Genomic DNA, 17178 nt, shown 5'->3' with positions numbered 1-17178 from the left:
CTATGGTACTTTTATTACTGAAACTATTCTATACGTTTTTCAAAATAGGCTTATTCGGATTTGGTGGAGGTTACGCCATGATTTCCATGATACAAGGAGAGGTAGTCACCCGTTACGAATGGCTCAGTTCGTCCGATTTTACGGACATCATCGCTATCAGCCAGATGACTCCCGGTCCTATCGGTATCAATTCTGCGACCTACGTAGGCTATACGGCTATGGTAAATGACGGCTACTCGCACGCAGCCGGCATATTAGGCTCTACGGTAGCCACCTTCTCAGTGGTATTACCCTCATTTATACTCATGATATTTATCAGCCGTTTTTTCCTGAAGTACCAACGCCATCCGGCAGTAGAAGCCGTGTTTAATGGGCTGCGCCCCGGAGTAGTCGGACTGCTTGCGGCAGCCGCTCTCGTATTGATGAACGGAGAAAACTTCGGAACAGACACGTATCAGGTTGTCATCAGCATCCTGCTTTTTATCGGATGTTTCATTGCTTCCAACCGATACAAAGTAAATCCGATTCTGCTGATTGTATGCAGTGGTGTCTTAGGCTACTTTATATACTAAATCAACTTTACTCTTCACTCTCCGGTAAAATAGACTGGGGAGTGGGGATAGAAAAGTCATTGTCGGCAAACAAGGATGCCAGGCCCGATACCTGTTTCAAGCGAAGCAGTTCATCCTTATCCATACCTATATTTTTCATAATCCATTTATCCGACATGCCTGCCTGAGTCAATTCTGACACAATATTCGTCATCAACCCGATGTCATGAGTACCTCGCGCACGATTATGACGGATAGTAGAGCCCATACGGTTGGACAAATCCTTGTCAATCACTACCACCGGAAGCATACCTTTCTCCCGCTCATAAATCCGTCGGGAGGTTTTCAGCACCTGATAGCGGTGAAAACCATCTACAATAATATACTTGTCATTTTCCTTGTCATAATAGCATACACAAGGCATCGTGAAACCGTCTTCCCAAATAGACAGTTCCAGCAGCTTCATTTCCGGAGGAGCTACCACATTCGGATTATAATTGTTGGCACACACCTTCTCCACCGGTACGGCTTTTACATGGTAAACCGGACTTGTTTTCTCTTCTATGTCCATATCTTTTTATATTGTTGTAAAATATAATCTTTCATCTTTTTCTCTTCCTTGCTTACGGCAAATCCCATATATTTACAGGCATAATCATTACGCAGTATGCACAGACACATACGCTTGTAAGTAGGAATTTCTCTGAATTCTGCAATATCAATATCATCCAGGTACTCCATCATCACCGGACGCTTAGTCGTCTTGTAGTTGCTCTTGTTTCTCACCGTAATTGGGATATTCATGCTTTCGAGTTTGGCTATGGTCTCATCACTCAGGCAGCCCCCTTTCGTTCTCCAAAACTTAATGCTGGTATGAAGTTTACTCAAATATCCCCTGCGGGTTTCCTCTGGAAGTGTAGAAAGCAGAAACTCCATAAACGATTTCCAGGTATGCCCTTCCGGCAACTTGACTGAACCATATCCCATCGCATGTGTTCCTCCATAAATGGCAGAGAAATTAACCCCGTTCACACGCCCAATCATTCGTCCCCAGGTATCCGGCTCAATCACCTTGTATAAATGCAGACTTTCAATGGCTTCACCAATGAAGGGACTGGCCACTCGCTGACGTTCCAGACTTACACCTGCGTAATAATAAAGATCATACAAACGATTGTAATCCCAACCAAACTTTCCATTAGCAGTCCAGATATCCGTAGTTTTCCAGTCATAAATGGGATAAAGATTATATACATCATTGGCAATCTTCGAACTCCACTGATAGTTGTGATAAAGCTGCTGCTTCAAACCGCCATAAATGGTACGCCAGCGATTGTAACTTTCCTGTGTACGTATACCCACCAGACAAGCCGTACGGACAGCCTTTTTCTTTTCATGCAACCAGGCGGCAAAACGTAACTGAAACTCATAATCCCACATGTTGTCATGAAAAAAAGTAAAATCTTCCGCCTTCATAACCCCTTCCGGCATCTCTCGTACCCAGATGTCACGAAGGGCCTCATCCCATGGACGCCAGTAATGCTGGTACATGGAAGTACAGGTTCTCACTTTAAAGGGAACACAAATCCGATATACCTCCAGTATGTCCTTATTATTTTCCAAAATACGATTGATAAATGCGATGGTATGGTCATACTGCACCTCATAATCCATGAAAAATACACCAAGCTTTATCTTCAAGTTGTTCCGGCGTATATAATCAATGCAAAGATTCAGCAGTACTCCACTGTCCTTTCCACCGGAAAATGACACATAAATATTGTCAAACTCCTTGAAAAGTACAGCCAGACGTTCTTGTGCCAGCTCGTACACATTTTTCACGTTCTCATTCTTCTTCATTCGTTTTCTTCATTTTAAGATACAAACTCCATGCACGTACTATTTCAAATCCTTGCGTCTGAAAATAAGATTCATGAGGCTTTTGGACTACCGCCTCCAGTTCCTTTTCCGTAGATAGAAATTCATTTGTCACAGCTTCCAATAAACTCAAAAACACATCCTTTGTATCCTCCTCCACATAATAATTGTTGATTATCGCAGATTTTTTCCGTATTTCCACAGGAAAAAAGCCTAAAACGTGATTGCCATCGTCTGCAAAGGCTACAAACCAAACAAACGATTCACCAGTTTTAAAAGGATAATTATGATTATACTTAATAATTTCCGGATTCATCACCAACGGAGCTACGCAGCTATACAGTTCAGGAGATGTGCCGGCCATTTTTATCACAGCTATCATATATCTATTATTTTCGTTTCAACTATGTCAAGCAAAAATAACAAATATCTTTCAAATAAGCTTATTCACTAATAATTATATATCATGAAGCAATGCCTCAAAAGTAGAATAGCATGTAGTCTGTCCGTTCTCATCCGTATAAAGAAGCATATCGGGTGCTTGCACATCCAGTAAAGGCAACTTCTGGGCGGAAGCACAGGCATCCAGACAAAAGTAGTGATGACGGTTCAAGGCATTTTGTGCCCAATGACGCAGCACCTCATCTTCCGCCTTTAACACAATGGATTTCTCTCCCGACACTTCAGGAGAAAAGCCACCGTGCATCAAATCAAACTTTATCCGGGCATGATTGGCAAACAATGTATCCATCCGGTTGCGCAATATCAAATCTTCCGTCACACCACATTCCAGTCCTCCGGTTGAAGAAAGCAACCAAAGGCGATCAGACAAGACCAGTGCCTGTTCAATATCATGCGTAGACAAAAGAATTGCTCTCTTTTCCTCTATAGCCAAACGATGCAACAGATTCATGATTTCAATGCGGCTTACCACATCCAAGAAAGCAGTCGGCTCATCCAATAATATCAACGGACATTCCTGCACCAGTGCTTTGGCAATCATCACTTTCTGTCGTTCTCCGTCAGAAAGTTCAGCCATATAACACCGTGCCTTATGAGCTATCTCTACGGCTTGCAGTGCATGTTCTACCAACTGCTTGTCGGTCTTATCCAAACGTCCGAAAAATCCTGTATAAGGCTGTCGTCCCAAGGCGACCAGTTCATATACTGTCAACCCTCCTGCTTGCGTACGGTCTGTCAATACGACCCCTATGGTTCTTGACAACTCACGTTCGGAGTAGGCAGACAAATCACGCCCCAACAGTTTCAAGTCGCCAGATAAAAACGGTTGAGCAGCCGCCAAAGTGCGAAGCAAGGTAGATTTACCTGCTCCGTTCGCTCCTAGCAGACATGTCAGTTCTCCACGAAAAAGCTGAAAATTCAGCCTAGAATGCACTTCCGTCCGCTTCTTCCCTACCTGATAACCGATTGTCAGGTTACGACCCTCTACCACGATTTCCGATTGACTCATCAGTTAAAATATTGAATTCGACGTTGGTTAATGATCACATAAATAATGACCGGCGCTCCTAAGATTGGAGTTACGGCATTCAGCGGTATCACTCCTGACTCTCCCGGAAGTACGCAAATCAAGTTACACAGCAATGCCAATGCTCCTCCGGCAAGCAGCGTAACAGGCATCAGCGAATTATGGTTGGAGGTACCCAGCATCAAACGAGCCAGATGAGGAACTGCCAGACCGATAAAAGAGATAGGGCCACAGAATGAAGTCGTTACCGCAGTCAGCAATCCGGTAGCCAATAATAAGAAGTTGCGTACCCGGCGAATATTCACTCCCAAATTTTCGGCATAACGCGGTCCCAAAAGCAGGGCATTCAAAGGCTTAATAAGCATGACAGCCACTAACAACCCTACCACGGTCAGTAATGAAAAAGCCGGAAGCTGTTCCAAAGAAACCCCACCAAAGTTTCCCATTCCCCACACCATATACGAGTGTACTCCTTCTGCCGTAGCAAAGAAGTTCAACAAAGAAATCAGTGAAGAAGTAATATAGCCAATCATGATGCCGGCTATGAGCAGCATTACATTACTTTTTATCAAAGAGGATAAAAACAAGACCAAAGCCAACACAGCTACAGCCCCCAAAAATGCGCCTAATATGACAGAGAAAAACCCGGAAAGTGTAAACACACCTGTGGCAATGGTTCCTCCTCCGGCGAGCATCACAAGCGCTACTCCCAAGCTGGCTCCTGAACTGATACCTAAAATAGACGAATCGGCCAATGGGTTACTGAACACCGTCTGCAACATCAGTCCGGAAGCCGACAAGGCTGCTCCACAAAGCAAGGCTGTGATGCATTGAGGAAAACGCGATTCCCAAACGATAAACGTCCAACTTGCCTTTTCAGCCTCTTCGCCGCTTAAAATGCGTAGCACTTCCTGCGCCGGAATATTTACCGAACCTAAAAATAAATTGGCTACCACTAAAAGCACTATCAAAAGAGCCAGGGTGCCGAATACCACATAATGCTTTTTATCAGAATGTATCATTCCGCTAAATTACTAAAATATTTCGGTTCATAGCCTTCCAGCAACTCGGGATGGAATATTTTTACCATATCTTTCAACAATATCTCCGGATGAAAAGGTGACTCCTCATAAAAAGGTATCCGATGGGTGTTGCATCCATAAATCCGACGTTCGCGGAATGCCTTGAAACGCGCATAAAGCGAATAATCCTTCTGAAGTTCCTTATAGGTCTTATCCTGTGGCTGATTGTATTTTATCAACCAGAAATCGGCATGCTCACCTTTGTCGAAGACGGTTTCAAAAGCCATCGGCACAGAACCGCTGTTCGGCAGTTCTGCAAAAACATAGTCTGCCCCGGCATCCGCATACAAGCGTCCAGTGGTACTCTGTCCTCCGGCGATATACCATGCAGAGCCATACTTCAAATCACTTAATACCGTAGGACGAGAGGTTGCCTGTGCCGCCAAATCCTTTAATGCCAGGTATTCTTTTTCTATCTGTGCAAAAAGTGAATCTCCTCTCTGTTCCTGCCCTACCAGCAATCCGTAAAAGCGCAGCCATTCTGCACGTCCTAACGGGGAGGTTTCCATGTAATCCGCACATTCGATTACGGGTACTCCCAACTTTCCTACCCGACCGTATCCTCCGCTGTTCTCAAACGGAGAAAGCATGATGGCATCCGGACGAAGGTCGATAATTTTCTCAATATCCGGATTCATTCCGTTTCCGCAATCTACGATTTCTCCATTCCGGCATCCATCCTGCACCTCTGGCATCTTAAAATATTCCAGGTTACAGACTCCCTTGATACTTTTTGCCTGTCCCAACTCTTTCAGTACACTTCCATGCACCACAGAATACACCACGGCCCGTTCTAACGGAACCCGTACAACAGTCCCTTCCGGCAAATTCTCAGGAACCGGCTGAGTCTTATCAGTCAACAGATAAGTATGCAATATTTTCAATGTATCCCATGGGTTACGGATAGAAACCATGGTATAATCAGGAAACTTTACCACAGACAAGTTGGTGGCATACCTCATTTTCAGGGTATCTCCTTCCTCCTGAACGGAAGAAGTCTTGCTTCCTCCGCCGCAGGCAGAGAGAAGCAAGACTGTAATTACTATATGGGCAGATAGTAAAATTTGTTTCATAAATCTTATTCAGCTAAGAAACGGATGTTAGTTGTATAGTTTCCGGTTTCTATCTTTTTCTTAAACTGTCCGTCTTTAGAATAAATATATACATCATCCAACGCACCAGAATTACGATTTCCAATATATACATCCTCAGATACAGGATCAACCGCTATAAACTGTGGACTTGGAATTGTAGATAAATCTACAAACGGAGTTTCTTTCTTCGTTTTTAAATCATACACAAAACATCTATGCGTATCAGGCAAATAATATTCAGCATAAAGAATATACATTTTGTCTCCTTTATTTGCTATATAAGTTGCATTACACAATTTTTCTACCTCATCCGTAGCCGGATCTATACGCTGAAGCGTCTGATAAATCCATTGTTCTTCAGGAATTTTATCACTACCAGCATAATTACCTTGTGATACCACATACACATAACCGTCTGCTCCTGTCAAGCACTGATAAGCAGGATTCAACATCACTGTAATTTCTTTCTCCTTAGTCAAAGACGAGGCATTTACTACGGCCACTTTATCTCCTGCACCGTAACCTGAAATATTCACATAAAGTTTGCCTTTTGCATAAGTCAAAGCTTCTGGATAAGCACCTACAGCAACCTTTCCCACTACATTCAAATTCAATGTGTCTAATTTTGAAACAGTTCCATCATAAGCTGTAACAAATACGAATCCTTCTGCTCCGATTGCACATCTAGGCTCCATCGGTTGATCATCCGTCGTCTTCATTGGAATACTTTTCAACAGTTTCCCACTCAAATCCAACACTTCTATTTTAGAAGACGTACTTCCAATGGCATACATTTTCGAACCATACACACACAAATCTTGCACATCTCCTATTCCTTTTCCATTCTGTGCCTGATACAAATCACCGCTAACCGTTTGTTTTTCCATGTCAAACCATTGAATAGAGCCATCATTTGCTCCCCAATTTCCGGTATTTACAATATAAGCCCCATAAGTAGTAGTAGGCTCCGGATTAGGATTTGGATTTGGATTAGGATCATCCTCATTATTACATGCAGTCAAGCCACTCATCAAAGGGATTGCCATCAAAATCGAATAAAGCCAATTCTTTTTCATTTTTTTCTCAATTTAATTTATAAATAGTAATTAATAGAAAGCTTGTAATTTCTTCCAGGCATCGGATAAAAACGAATAACCTCATAATTCTTGCCAGAAAGATTCAAGGCATCCAACTGTACACGCAGCTGATGCCGTTTCCAAGAGAATTTACGTGACAACGATATACCATGGTCTGAATAAGGCTTAATACGATAATCCGGTAAGTTTTGTGCCAACGTATATCGTTCCGACGCATAAGTAAGATTATAAGACAAATTTACCCAAGGCGTTTCAATGGTAAAGTTTCCACCACCAGAATGCCGAGGTGTATACACAATCTGATTCCTCCATGTTTTGGAATCTGGATCGGTAACATCCTCTGCCTGCATAAAGCTATAATTAGTAGTCAAATAAAATTTCAACCAGTCTGTCACTCGTGATTCAGCAGATAAATTTACATCCACACCTATCGTCTTCACCTTCCCGACATTCATCATTTTCCAGACAAACATAGTCGGCACAGCCACAATCTTATCTTTTACCTTATTATAATAAGTATCGGCAGACAGACTCAGGAAATCAAGAAAACCTAATTTTGATCCGCTCCAAGTCACTCCCAAATTTCCCTGCTTGGTTGTTTCTGGACGTAAGCTGCTATTTCCTATCACCAAATAGTATAAATCATTGAATGTCGGAGTACGGAAAATATCTTTATAGGATGCCCGGAAGCGCAATCCGATTTCCCCAAAAGGTTTCCATGAAACACTAAATGCAGGAGAAAGACGCTTACGGTCTGCCGCCGCTGTTCCAATACGTACATCTTCCGTAATATAGGTGTTCAATAAAGAAGCAGTTGCTGTAAACGAGTTACGCTGATATTGCGCACCCAATGCGGTCAACAACGTATATCGCTGTGGAAACTGACATTGATCCAGGGTAGTATGTAAATAATTATAGGCAAAATCTTGTGCCAGAGACAAAGAAAATCCTTTGCCTAAATCTCCCCATAAAGTGGCTGACAAATAGGTTTCCGTCTGCCGATAACGGTCATCGGTTATACCTGAGGCCTCATCATTATAGTCCCGGTTCCAACTGTAATTAAACTTACCCAAAGCCTGTAGTTTAAGTCGGTCAGAAAAACGATTTTCATACCGGAACTGCCCGAAATAGTTTTTATCAAAAAGCCGCTCTGCTGCATACGGATTATCATAGATCACCCCTCCCGGAAGTCCGCGTTCCGAATCAAAAAGATAGGCTTTCACTTGCAAGTCCTGTGTGGAAGTAAAACTTGTATACAAAGTAGCTTCCGCGCGATAAGTCCGTATATCACTGTTGTTTCGCTTACTATCAATCAGCGCATTCCCATTCCACATTTTAAAAGGGTAATTACCATCTGCACGCAAAAAATCACCATAAAACGATAAAGAGGTATTATCTGTCACCTTTTGATTATACAAAACGGAGGGATTGACCAGCCCGAATGAGCCCGCTTTCAAATTTGCATTCACATGATAAGATGTTTCCTGAAAATCAGGTCTGGAAGTCTGAATAGTCAATACGCCAGCAGAAGCAAAAGCACGTGCAGTCTGATATATATCATCACTTTGCCCAATAGTCATGGTAAGTTGAGATACGTTATCCAAAGAAAAACGTGATATATCGACTTGCCCTGACTGACAATCACTGACAGCTACCCCATCATAAATCACTCCTGTATGCTGAGTCCCCAAACTGCGAACCGAAATAGTCTTCAATCCTCCGATACCGCCATAATCTTTCACTGTCACTCCTGAGAAATGACGCACCGCATCAGCTACCTCATGCACGCCCAAACGCTCCATTTCCATTTTTCCCATCACCTGTAATGGAGAGGTAGCTTTAACAGCCTGAGGCGTTTTTCTTACACTCACCGTCACATCCGGAATCTGGTGCACCTTTCCTGTAATACTATCAGACTCTGCATGTTGGGCATAAATAATATCTACACCTGCAAACATGCAAAGACACATAGCTATAAAAAAGCGACAGCCGACAGTAATAGCCAGTTTCTTCAATCTTTTCATTCAAATTTTAATTGTAATTCTACATTACGCACGTTCTTGCCATCCTTTCCTCGAGAATGCAAGCATGACTTTGTTTTGCAGGTCTTCTGACTTACTCCCGTTTGTCTTGCCTTCCCATCTTCATTTAAAAGACAGTGGCCTTGCAGAGGGTAGACAAACGTAAATGTCTGGAGCTTACAGCAGCGGGACTGTCCGGGACTTTCACCCGATTCCCTTTTCATCCGTGATTTCGCCGAACCGGAAATCAATACGGAACAAAACATTGCAAATATACATTTTTCCTTGAAAACAAAAATAAATTCATACAGAATTATAGTACCATCCTACAAACAAGAACGAATTACCCTACATCTTCCTGATTTTCTCTTTATATATTTCACAAAACGTAGGGAAGAATTCTCTGTTTCACAGTGTGAGATTTGTGTCCCACACTGTGAAATATGTATCCCACACTGTGGTTTTTGTATTTCACAGTGTGAAACAGAGAATTTGTCCTGGAATTTTTCACTTTATGCAAATACATGGTAAAAAAAAGCCACAGAGGAGACAAAAAATTCACAAAAATCGTTACGAAAAGCATCTGCCTGCCAAACATTTTCTTACCTTCAGGCATTATAATACATATACAACATTCACATTACTTTATTTATTACTACACAATCATGATTTTTACAGCTGAAAACATACTGATGGTAGGGTCTGTGCTTATCTTTTCCGGCATCCTCATCAGCAAGACCGGATACCGGTTCGGTATCCCTACCCTTTTACTGTTCCTGCTCGTGGGAATGGGCTTCGGAAGTGACGGACTCGGACTACAGTTCAACAGTGCCTCGGACGCGCAGTTCATCGGAATGATGGCACTGAGCATCATCCTTTTCTCCGGAGGGATGGACACCAAATACTCCGATATAAAGCCGGTGCTCACGCCGGGTATCGTCCTTTCCACCGCCGGCGTGCTGCTGACCACCCTGCTGACCGGTGTTTTCATCTTCTATATCTCAAACTGGAACCAGACGAACATCAACCTGACGCTGATGTGTTCCTTGCTGCTTGCCGCCACCATGTCGTCCACCGATTCGGCCTCGGTGTTCAACCTTCTCCGCTCCCAGCGCATGAACCTGAAACAGAACCTGCGCCCCATGCTGGAACTGGAAAGCGGAAGCAACGACCCGGTGGCCTACATGCTGACCATCGTGCTGATTCAGGTGATTTCGAGCGGAAGCAGTCCCGATTTCCTGCTGATTATCAAGGACCTGCTCGTGCAGTTCTTCTTTGGAGGAGTAATCGGCTATGCCATGGGACGGTTCAGCGTGTGGCTGATTAACCGCATCAACCTGTCGAACAGCTCGCTCTATCCCATCCTCCTATTAAGCCTGCTGTTCATCACCTTCACCATTACCGACCAGCTGAAAGGAAACGCTTACCTGGCGGTGTACATCATGGGAGTCATCCTCGGAAATACCCGGCTGGCTTTCCGGAAAGAAATCAGCACCTTCATGAACGGACTGACCTGGCTGTTCCAGATTGTCATCTTCATCACCCTGGGACTGCTGGTCAACCCGCACGAAATGCTCGACATCACGGCTGTGGGCTTGCTCATCGGCGTGTTCATGATTCTCGTGGCACGTCCGCTCAGCGTATTCCTCTGCCTGCTTCCTTTCCGCAACATCACGAACAAAGGCAGGCTGTTCGTCTCGTGGGTGGGACTGAGAGGGGCTACCCCCATCATCTTCGCCACTTATCCAGTGCTGGCCGAAATCGACGGCTCGCAGCAGTTGTTCAATATCGTGTTCTTCATCACCCTCCTTTCGCTGATTATCCAGGGAATGAGCATCACCCGGGCGGCCAAGTTCCTGCACCTGGACTTGCCGGCTCCTAAAGAAGGCAATGAGTTCGGAGTGGAACTGCCCGAGGAAATCGACACCCAGCTGAACGACCTCACCCTGACTGCCGAGATGCTGGAAGAAAAAGATACCCTGGCGGAAATGCAGCTGCCCAAAGGCACACTGGTCATGCTGGTGAAACGCGGCAATGAGTTCCTGATTCCCAACGGACAGATGAAGCTCCAGCCGGGCGACAAGCTGCTGCTTATATCAGAAAATAAAAACAAGTCGGCTGATTAGTTCTCAGCCAACTTGTTTTTCAAATATTCATAAAAATCATACTGCGCACGTACATCATCGTTACCCGGTTTTCTTTTAAAGATATTCCGCAACTGATTGTCTACCCAACATGCTTTCCGATTGGCCGATAACTGGAGTTCCAGCATGTCTGTCAATTCCCGACGAAGTCTGCCGTCGAGAATAGGAGTTACCGCCTCGATACGACGATACAGATTACGACGCATCCAGTCGGGCGAACCGATAAAAACTAACGGATCACCTCCATTCCCAAAGTACCACACACGGGCATGCTCCAAGAAACTGTCCACAATACGGGTAACCCGAATATTCCGACTAAACGATTCTCCCGGCACCAGGCAGCAGATTCCTCTTACAATCAAATCAATCTGTACCCCTGCCTCACTGGCACGATACAGTTCATCTATCATAGCCGTATCCTGCAAGGCATTCATCTTCAAAATAATCCGGCCTGGCTTTCCCTCTTTCACCAAATCTATTTCCCGCTGAATGAGGGCTTTCAATTCCGGAAGCAGATTGAACCGTGCTATCAACAGGCGTTTGAAACGAGGCTCTGTCACTTCCTTCCGCAAGACCTTAAACAGGGTACACATATCGTCCACTATCTGCTTGTTGCAAGTATACAAAGCTATGTCTGCATAAATCTTTGCCGTCTTCTCATTAAAATTACCCGTACTGACATACGCGTAGCTTCTTAACCGTTCTCCCTTGTCATTCTTCCGGAGAATCAATGCTACCTTGGCATGTACTTTCAGTCCCGGAATGCTGAATATAATGTCAATCCCTGCCTTCCGCATCAATTCGGCTGTAGCCAGGTTATTTTCCTCATCAAAGCGGGCTTTCAGTTCCACAAACACCGTGACATGCTTCCCGTTTCGTGCGGCAGCAATCAAGGCATTAATCACTTCCGAATGTTCCGCCACACGATACTGCGTAATCATGATTTCACGACAAAATGGATCGTGAACGGCTTCATACAGAAAATGAATGAAATGTTCAAAACTATGATACGGATAATAAAGCAGCATATCCCGTTTGGCTATCCGGCGATACATAAAGTGTTTTTCGTTCATCCCGGGCAAGAACATCGGCTGCGGCTTGACGATGGCAGGAATATCCGGATTCGGATTGGGAAGGGACGCCAAGTCTTCCAAATTCAGATGCTTGTCACCCGGCACAAGTTCTTCCCGGTTGATTCCCAGCGCTTCTACCAGGGCATCCAGAAAATCATCCGGCATTTTCCGGTCATACACAAAACGGCAGATGGCCCCAATCTTACGTTTCTTCACCTTCTCCTTCAGTTTTTCCACCATGCTCTCTGCAGGTACATCATCTACAAACACATCGGCATCACGTGAAATCTTACAACAGTAACTGCACTCTACTTCGTAGCCGATAAACACTTCCTTCAAGTTTGCCTTAATTATATCCTCCAGAAACATGAGGTAATAGTTTCCCTCATGCGAAGGAAGCTGTACAAAACGGGGCACCTTACTATAAGGCATTTTTATAATATAATATTCCGGCTTCTCCTGCGCATCCTTCCATACCTTTACAGCCAGATACAAACGTCTGTCCCGCAAGAAAAAGCGTACGTTTTCCGGATCAATCTTCACCGGCTGAATATAGGGAAACACTTCTTCCATAAAAAAGCGGTATACAAATTCCTTATGAAAATCCTCCACCTCGCTTTTACTCTGATAAAACACCACATGATTGCGCCGCAATGCAGGAAGAATCTTTTCTTCATAGATACGCACACGATCTTCCAGCTGACGGTTCACGGTATCCGTAATCTGCCGGATAAGGGCATGAGCCTCATCCACGGTCATGTCTTCACTCTTACCTCCAGATGCAACCGCCTTATGTTCTGCCACACGTACCTGGTAAAACTCTTCCAGGTTAGACGAATAAATAGCTATGAAATTGACTCTCTCGAACAAAGGAAGCGTATCATCATCTGCCTCCAATAATACGCGGTGATTAAATGACAACCAACTTATATCGCGGTTGAAATAGTTATAGTGGCTTTCCATATACTGAAATCATTCAAGGTTTTTTCAAATGTAGTATCTTTGCCGGACAAAAGCAAAAGAAAAATGAAAAGAATCGGACTCTTATCTGATACCCATGCCTACTGGGACGAACGTTATCTGAAATATTTTGATACGTGTGATGAAATATGGCATGCCGGTGACATCGGTTCACTGGAAGTAGCTGAACGGTTGGCCGCATTCCGTCCACTGCGGGCTGTCTACGGAAACATCGACGGACAAGACCTGCGCATACGCTTTCCGGAAATCAACCGTTTCCAGTTAGAAGGCACTGACGTACTCATCAAACATATCGGAGGTTATCCCGGGAAGTACGATCCTTCCATCCGAAAAACACTCATGACACAGCCTCCCAAGCTGTTTATCAGCGGTCATTCACACATTCTGAAAGTCAAATACGATTCCAGTCTGGGACTACTTCACATCAACCCGGGAGCGGCAGGGAAATATGGTTTTCATAAGGTACGAACCCTTGTACGCTTCAGCATAGAAAACGGAAATTTCTCCGATTTGGAGGTGATTGAGCTGAATGATTAAAACAAAAAAATCTTGTCACATTCAAAAAACTTTCCGAAATTTGCACCCAAAATAAAACTCTATATGAAAACTTATTTAGTTACTGGAGCTGCCGGATTCATCGGAGCCAACTATATAAAATATATTTTAGGCAAACATGATGACGTCAAAATTGTCATCCTCGACGCATTGACGTATGCGGGAAATTTAGAAACTATTTCACAGGACATCGACAATGAACGCTGCTTCTTCGTAAAAGGAAATATCTGCGACCGTAACCTGGCCGACCAGCTATTTGCTGATTACAAATTTGATTACATCGTGAATTTCGCAGCCGAAAGTCATGTAGACCGCAGCATCGAAAATCCGCAACTATTCTTGCAGACCAACATCTTGGGAACCCAGAACTTGCTGGATGCAGCCCGCCGGGCATGGGTCACCGGAAAGGATGAAAACGGATATCCAACCTGGAGAAAAGGTGTTCGCTTCCATCAGGTATCGACCGATGAAGTATACGGTTCTTTGGGTGCAGAAGGGTATTTCACAGAAGAAACTCCCCTCTGTCCGCACAGTCCGTACAGCGCTTCAAAGACCAGTGCCGACCTGATTGTGATGGCTTACCGCGACACTTATAAAATGCCTGTAACTATCAGCCGCTGCTCCAACAACTACGGTCCTTATCACTTCCCTGAAAAGCTGATTCCGCTTATCATCAAGAATATTCTGGAAGGAAAACGCCTGCCTGTATACGGAGATGGAACCAATGTACGCGACTGGCTCTACGTGGAAGACCACTGCAAAGCCATCGACATGATTGTCCGCAACGGCAAGGACGGTGAAATTTATAATGTAGGAGGTCATAACGAAAAACAGAATATTGAAATCGTCAAACTGACCATTGCTACTATTCACCAGATAATGACCGAGCAGCCGGAATACCGGAGCATTCTTAAAAAGAAAGAGATGACTCCTGACGGACAAATCAGCATTGACTGGATTAACGATTCGCTGATTACTTTTGTCAAGGACAGACTCGGACACGACCAGCGTTATGCCATCGATCCGACTAAAATTACCCGCGAACTCGGATGGACTCCAGAGACTAAATTTGAAGATGGTATCGTAAAAACCATCCGATGGTATCTTGACAACCAGAAATGGGTGAAAAACGTAACCAGCGGCGAATACCAGAACTACTACGAAAACATGTACAAGAATCGCTAAACAGCCTTTCTTTATATTACATAATAGAATGTCATTCCGGAAAGAGATTTCCAGAATGACATTTTTTATTTTCAGCATTTCCTTTTCACTTTATCAGTAAGTAAAAAGAAATAAAAAACATTTTGACAACTTATTTCTGAAATCGCTTGCACATTTACAAAATACACCTATCTTTGCAAGCAAATAAACATTTAAAGAAATTCACACATGAGTTACCTTATAAAACCAGTCGGCTATAAGCCGTTGCTTGACATGAAACAGACCGAACTGGGCATCAAGCAAATTAAAGAGTTTTTCCAGCAGAACCTCTCGTCCGAACTTCGTTTACGCCGTGTTACCGCTCCTTTGTTCGTTTTGAAAGGAATGGGAATTAACGACGACTTGAGCGGTACGGAACGCCCTGTCAGCTTCCCCATCAAAGACTTGGGAGACCAGCAGGCAGAAGTCGTTCACTCACTGGCCAAATGGAAACGCGTTACTCTGGCCGACTATCAGATTGAACCCGGCTACGGAATTTATACCGATATGAATGCCATACGTGCCGATGAAGAGTTGGGCAACATACATTCTCTTTATGTAGACCAATGGGACTGGGAGCGAGTGATTACTCCGGAACAGCGTACAGTGGATTTCCTGAAAAGCATCGTGACCCGTATCTATGCTGCCATGCGCCGCACGGAATACATGATCTGTGAAATGTATCCGCAAATCAAGTCCTTCCTGCCGCACGATGTACACTTCATTCATTCGGAAGACTTATTGCAAATGTATCCTGATAAGACTGCCAAGGAACGCGAAAACCTGATTACAGAACGTTTTGGAGCCGTTTTCATCATCGGAATCGGAAACAAGCTGAGTAACGGACAACCACATGACCTGCGTGCTCCGGACTACGACGATTACACCACTGTAGATCCCAAAACAGGGCTTCCTGGCTTGAACGGTGACTTGCTGGTGTGGAACGACGTGCTGCAACGCGCACTGGAAATTTCCTCCATGGGTATCCGCGTGGACAAGGCTGCCATGCTCAAGCAATTGGAATTAGCCGGAAAAGAAGAACGTACCAAACTGTATTTCCACCAGCGCCTGCTAAACGACACACTCCCTCTGACCATTGGAGGAGGTATCGGACAGTCACGCTTGTGTATGCTTTATCTGAAGAAGGCACATATCGGAGAAATCCAGGCCAGCATCTGGCCGGAAGATATGCGTGAAGAATGCGCACGACTGGGTATGCAACTTATCTGACAAACACATAGATCATCATATAAAATAACAATCCCCTTGCTCCGTTTTATGGGTGGAGCAAGGGGATTTCTTTTTGCGTATTTATTGATTTGTTGTTTCTTACCAGTTGATAGGAGTCTCTCCATGAGCCACCAGGTATTCATTGGTGCGACTGAAATGCTTGTTTCCAAAGAAACCGTTATAAGCCGACAAAGGAGACGGGTGCACAGAAGTTAACACCAGATGCTTGTTGCGGTCAATAAACGCTCCTTTCTTCTGCGCATAAGCCCCCCACAAGATAAACACCAAATGTTCTTTCTGTTCAGCCAGCACACGGATGGCCGCATCCGTAAACTCCTCCCAACCTCTGCGCTGATGTGAACCAGCCTGATGGGCACGCACCGTCAAGGTAGCGTTCAGCAGCAGCACACCCTGCTCGGCCCAACGAGTCAGGTTACCACTGGCAGGAATCGGCATACCCAGATCATCGTGGATTTCCTTGAATATATTCTGCAAAGAAGGAGGAAATGCTACCCCGTCGTTCACCGAAAAACACAAGCCATGCGCCTGTCCCGGTCCGTGATACGGGTCCTGCCCGATAATCACCACTTTCACCTTATCAAAAGGACAAAGGTTGAATGCATTGAAAATCAATCTTCCGGGAGGATATACCGTAGTCTGCTGATACTCCTGACGGACAAAATCGGTCAACCGGACAAAATAATCTTTTTCAAACTCCGGCGCCAGTGCCTTTTTCCAGCCTTCTTCTATCTGTACATTCATAATACGATGAGTAAATAA

General features: G+C 44.3%; 15 protein-coding genes and 1 riboswitch. Of the genes, 5 read left to right on the top strand and 10 right to left on the bottom strand.

Annotated elements, in window-relative coordinates; all coding sequences use genetic code 11:
• The first annotated feature begins 2 nt into the window (after positions 1-2).
• The gene (locus DXD04_RS07910) at positions 3-572 is read left to right on the top strand and encodes a chromate transporter (RefSeq protein WP_117672403.1); all 570 of its coding nucleotides are present in this window, start codon (positions 3-5) and stop codon (positions 570-572) included.
• Positions 573-579: 7 nt separating this feature from the next.
• Here DXD04_RS07910 and DXD04_RS07905 read toward each other — a convergent pair whose 3' ends face one another.
• The 8 genes from DXD04_RS07905 to DXD04_RS07870 form a co-directional block, all read right to left on the bottom strand.
• Positions 580-1122, bottom strand: coding sequence for an IbrB-like domain-containing protein (locus tag DXD04_RS07905; RefSeq protein ID WP_177298805.1), 543 nt, complete (start codon positions 1120-1122; stop codon positions 580-582).
• Positions 1113-2411: a DUF3440 domain-containing protein gene (locus DXD04_RS07900; protein WP_117672401.1), complete on the bottom strand. Its 1299-nt coding sequence runs from the start codon at positions 2409-2411 to the stop codon at positions 1113-1115. Before DXD04_RS07900 ends, DXD04_RS07905 begins: the two co-directional genes overlap by 10 nt.
• Positions 2398-2811 (bottom strand): hypothetical protein, encoded by a 414-nt coding sequence (locus tag DXD04_RS07895; protein ID WP_117672399.1) that lies wholly within the window; start codon positions 2809-2811, stop codon positions 2398-2400. The genes DXD04_RS07900 and DXD04_RS07895 overlap by 14 nt, the downstream gene beginning before the upstream one ends.
• A 75-nt stretch (positions 2812-2886) precedes the next feature.
• Positions 2887-3900: an ABC transporter ATP-binding protein gene (locus DXD04_RS07890; protein WP_117672397.1), complete on the bottom strand. Its 1014-nt coding sequence runs from the start codon at positions 3898-3900 to the stop codon at positions 2887-2889.
• Positions 3900-4940 carry an iron ABC transporter permease gene (locus DXD04_RS07885; protein ID WP_117672396.1) on the bottom strand — a complete coding sequence of 347 codons (1041 nt, stop codon included), beginning with the start codon at positions 4938-4940 and terminating at the stop codon, positions 3900-3902. The genes DXD04_RS07890 and DXD04_RS07885 overlap by 1 nt, the downstream gene beginning before the upstream one ends.
• A complete protein-coding gene (locus DXD04_RS07880; protein ID WP_117672394.1) occupies positions 4937-6073 on the bottom strand; it encodes an ABC transporter substrate-binding protein in 1137 nt (378 codons plus the stop codon). The genes DXD04_RS07885 and DXD04_RS07880 overlap by 4 nt, the downstream gene beginning before the upstream one ends.
• A gap of 5 nt (positions 6074-6078) precedes the next feature.
• A complete protein-coding gene (locus tag DXD04_RS07875; protein ID WP_117672392.1) occupies positions 6079-7170 on the bottom strand; it encodes a YncE family protein in 1092 nt (363 codons plus the stop codon).
• Positions 7171-7187: 17 nt separating this feature from the next.
• Positions 7188-9215, bottom strand: a complete 2028-nt coding sequence (locus tag DXD04_RS07870; RefSeq protein ID WP_409034799.1) for a TonB-dependent receptor plug domain-containing protein — start codon at positions 9213-9215, stop codon at positions 7188-7190.
• Between the two features lie 59 nt (positions 9216-9274).
• A riboswitch (cobalamin riboswitch) is annotated at positions 9275-9483 on the bottom strand.
• 394 nt (positions 9484-9877) lie between these two features.
• Between DXD04_RS07870 and DXD04_RS07865 the strand changes: the two genes are divergently transcribed.
• A complete protein-coding gene (locus DXD04_RS07865; protein ID WP_117672461.1) occupies positions 9878-11338 on the top strand; it encodes a potassium/proton antiporter in 1461 nt (486 codons plus the stop codon).
• On the opposite strand, the gene DXD04_RS07860 is transcribed toward DXD04_RS07865, so the two are convergent.
• Positions 11335-13392, bottom strand: coding sequence for an RNA degradosome polyphosphate kinase (locus tag DXD04_RS07860; RefSeq protein WP_117672390.1), 2058 nt, complete (start codon positions 13390-13392; stop codon positions 11335-11337). The genes DXD04_RS07865 and DXD04_RS07860 overlap by 4 nt on opposite strands.
• 63 nt (positions 13393-13455) lie before the next feature.
• Here DXD04_RS07860 and DXD04_RS07855 point away from each other — a divergent pair, with 63 nt between their 5' ends.
• The 3 genes from DXD04_RS07855 to asnA all read left to right on the top strand — a co-directional run bounded on the left by DXD04_RS07855 (position 13456) and on the right by asnA (position 16398).
• The gene (locus DXD04_RS07855) at positions 13456-13947 is read left to right on the top strand and encodes a metallophosphoesterase family protein (RefSeq protein ID WP_022053423.1); all 492 of its coding nucleotides are present in this window, start codon (positions 13456-13458) and stop codon (positions 13945-13947) included.
• 63 nt (positions 13948-14010) lie between these two features.
• A complete protein-coding gene (rfbB, locus tag DXD04_RS07850; protein WP_117672388.1) occupies positions 14011-15150 on the top strand; it encodes a dTDP-glucose 4,6-dehydratase in 1140 nt (379 codons plus the stop codon).
• A 207-nt stretch (positions 15151-15357) separates the two neighbouring features.
• Positions 15358-16398, top strand: a complete 1041-nt coding sequence (gene asnA, locus DXD04_RS07845) for an aspartate--ammonia ligase (protein ID WP_117672386.1) — start codon at positions 15358-15360, stop codon at positions 16396-16398.
• 99 nt (positions 16399-16497) lie between these two features.
• On the opposite strand, the gene ung is transcribed toward asnA, so the two are convergent.
• Positions 16498-17160, bottom strand: coding sequence for a uracil-DNA glycosylase (ung, locus tag DXD04_RS07840; protein ID WP_007561065.1), 663 nt, complete (start codon positions 17158-17160; stop codon positions 16498-16500).
• Between the last annotated feature and the right edge of the window lie 18 nt (positions 17161-17178).

It is taken from the genome of Phocaeicola plebeius, assembly GCF_003437535.1.
In the GTDB taxonomy this organism is placed as follows: Bacteria; Bacteroidota; Bacteroidia; order Bacteroidales; family Bacteroidaceae; genus Phocaeicola; species Phocaeicola plebeius_A.
Note: the sequence above shows the minus strand (reverse complement) of the source record. Positions and strands in the feature narration are given on the sequence as shown.

Excerpts from the sequence above, each read along its gene's own strand:
- DXD04_RS07910 (WP_117672403.1), top strand. The coding sequence starts at position 3 with ATGGTACTTTTATTACTGAAACTATTCTATACGTTTTTCAAAATAGGC.
- DXD04_RS07905 (WP_177298805.1), bottom strand. The coding sequence starts at position 1,122 with ATGGACATAGAAGAGAAAACAAGTCCGGTTTACCATGTAAAAGCCGTA.
- DXD04_RS07900 (WP_117672401.1), bottom strand. The coding sequence starts at position 2,411 with ATGAAGAAGAATGAGAACGTGAAAAATGTGTACGAGCTGGCACAAGAA.
- DXD04_RS07895 (WP_117672399.1), bottom strand. The coding sequence starts at position 2,811 with ATGATAGCTGTGATAAAAATGGCCGGCACATCTCCTGAACTGTATAGC.
- DXD04_RS07890 (WP_117672397.1), bottom strand. The coding sequence starts at position 3,900 with ATGAGTCAATCGGAAATCGTGGTAGAGGGTCGTAACCTGACAATCGGT.
- DXD04_RS07885 (WP_117672396.1), bottom strand. The coding sequence starts at position 4,940 with ATGATACATTCTGATAAAAAGCATTATGTGGTATTCGGCACCCTGGCT.
- DXD04_RS07880 (WP_117672394.1), bottom strand. The coding sequence starts at position 6,073 with ATGAAACAAATTTTACTATCTGCCCATATAGTAATTACAGTCTTGCTT.
- DXD04_RS07875 (WP_117672392.1), bottom strand. The coding sequence starts at position 7,170 with ATGAAAAAGAATTGGCTTTATTCGATTTTGATGGCAATCCCTTTGATG.
- DXD04_RS07870 (WP_409034799.1), bottom strand. The coding sequence starts at position 9,215 with ATGAAAAGATTGAAGAAACTGGCTATTACTGTCGGCTGTCGCTTTTTT.
- DXD04_RS07865 (WP_117672461.1), top strand. The coding sequence starts at position 9,878 with ATGATTTTTACAGCTGAAAACATACTGATGGTAGGGTCTGTGCTTATC.
- DXD04_RS07860 (WP_117672390.1), bottom strand. The coding sequence starts at position 13,392 with ATGGAAAGCCACTATAACTATTTCAACCGCGATATAAGTTGGTTGTCA.
- DXD04_RS07855 (WP_022053423.1), top strand. The coding sequence starts at position 13,456 with ATGAAAAGAATCGGACTCTTATCTGATACCCATGCCTACTGGGACGAA.
- rfbB (WP_117672388.1), top strand. The coding sequence starts at position 14,011 with ATGAAAACTTATTTAGTTACTGGAGCTGCCGGATTCATCGGAGCCAAC.
- asnA (WP_117672386.1), top strand. The coding sequence starts at position 15,358 with ATGAGTTACCTTATAAAACCAGTCGGCTATAAGCCGTTGCTTGACATG.
- ung (WP_007561065.1), bottom strand. The coding sequence starts at position 17,160 with ATGAATGTACAGATAGAAGAAGGCTGGAAAAAGGCACTGGCGCCGGAG.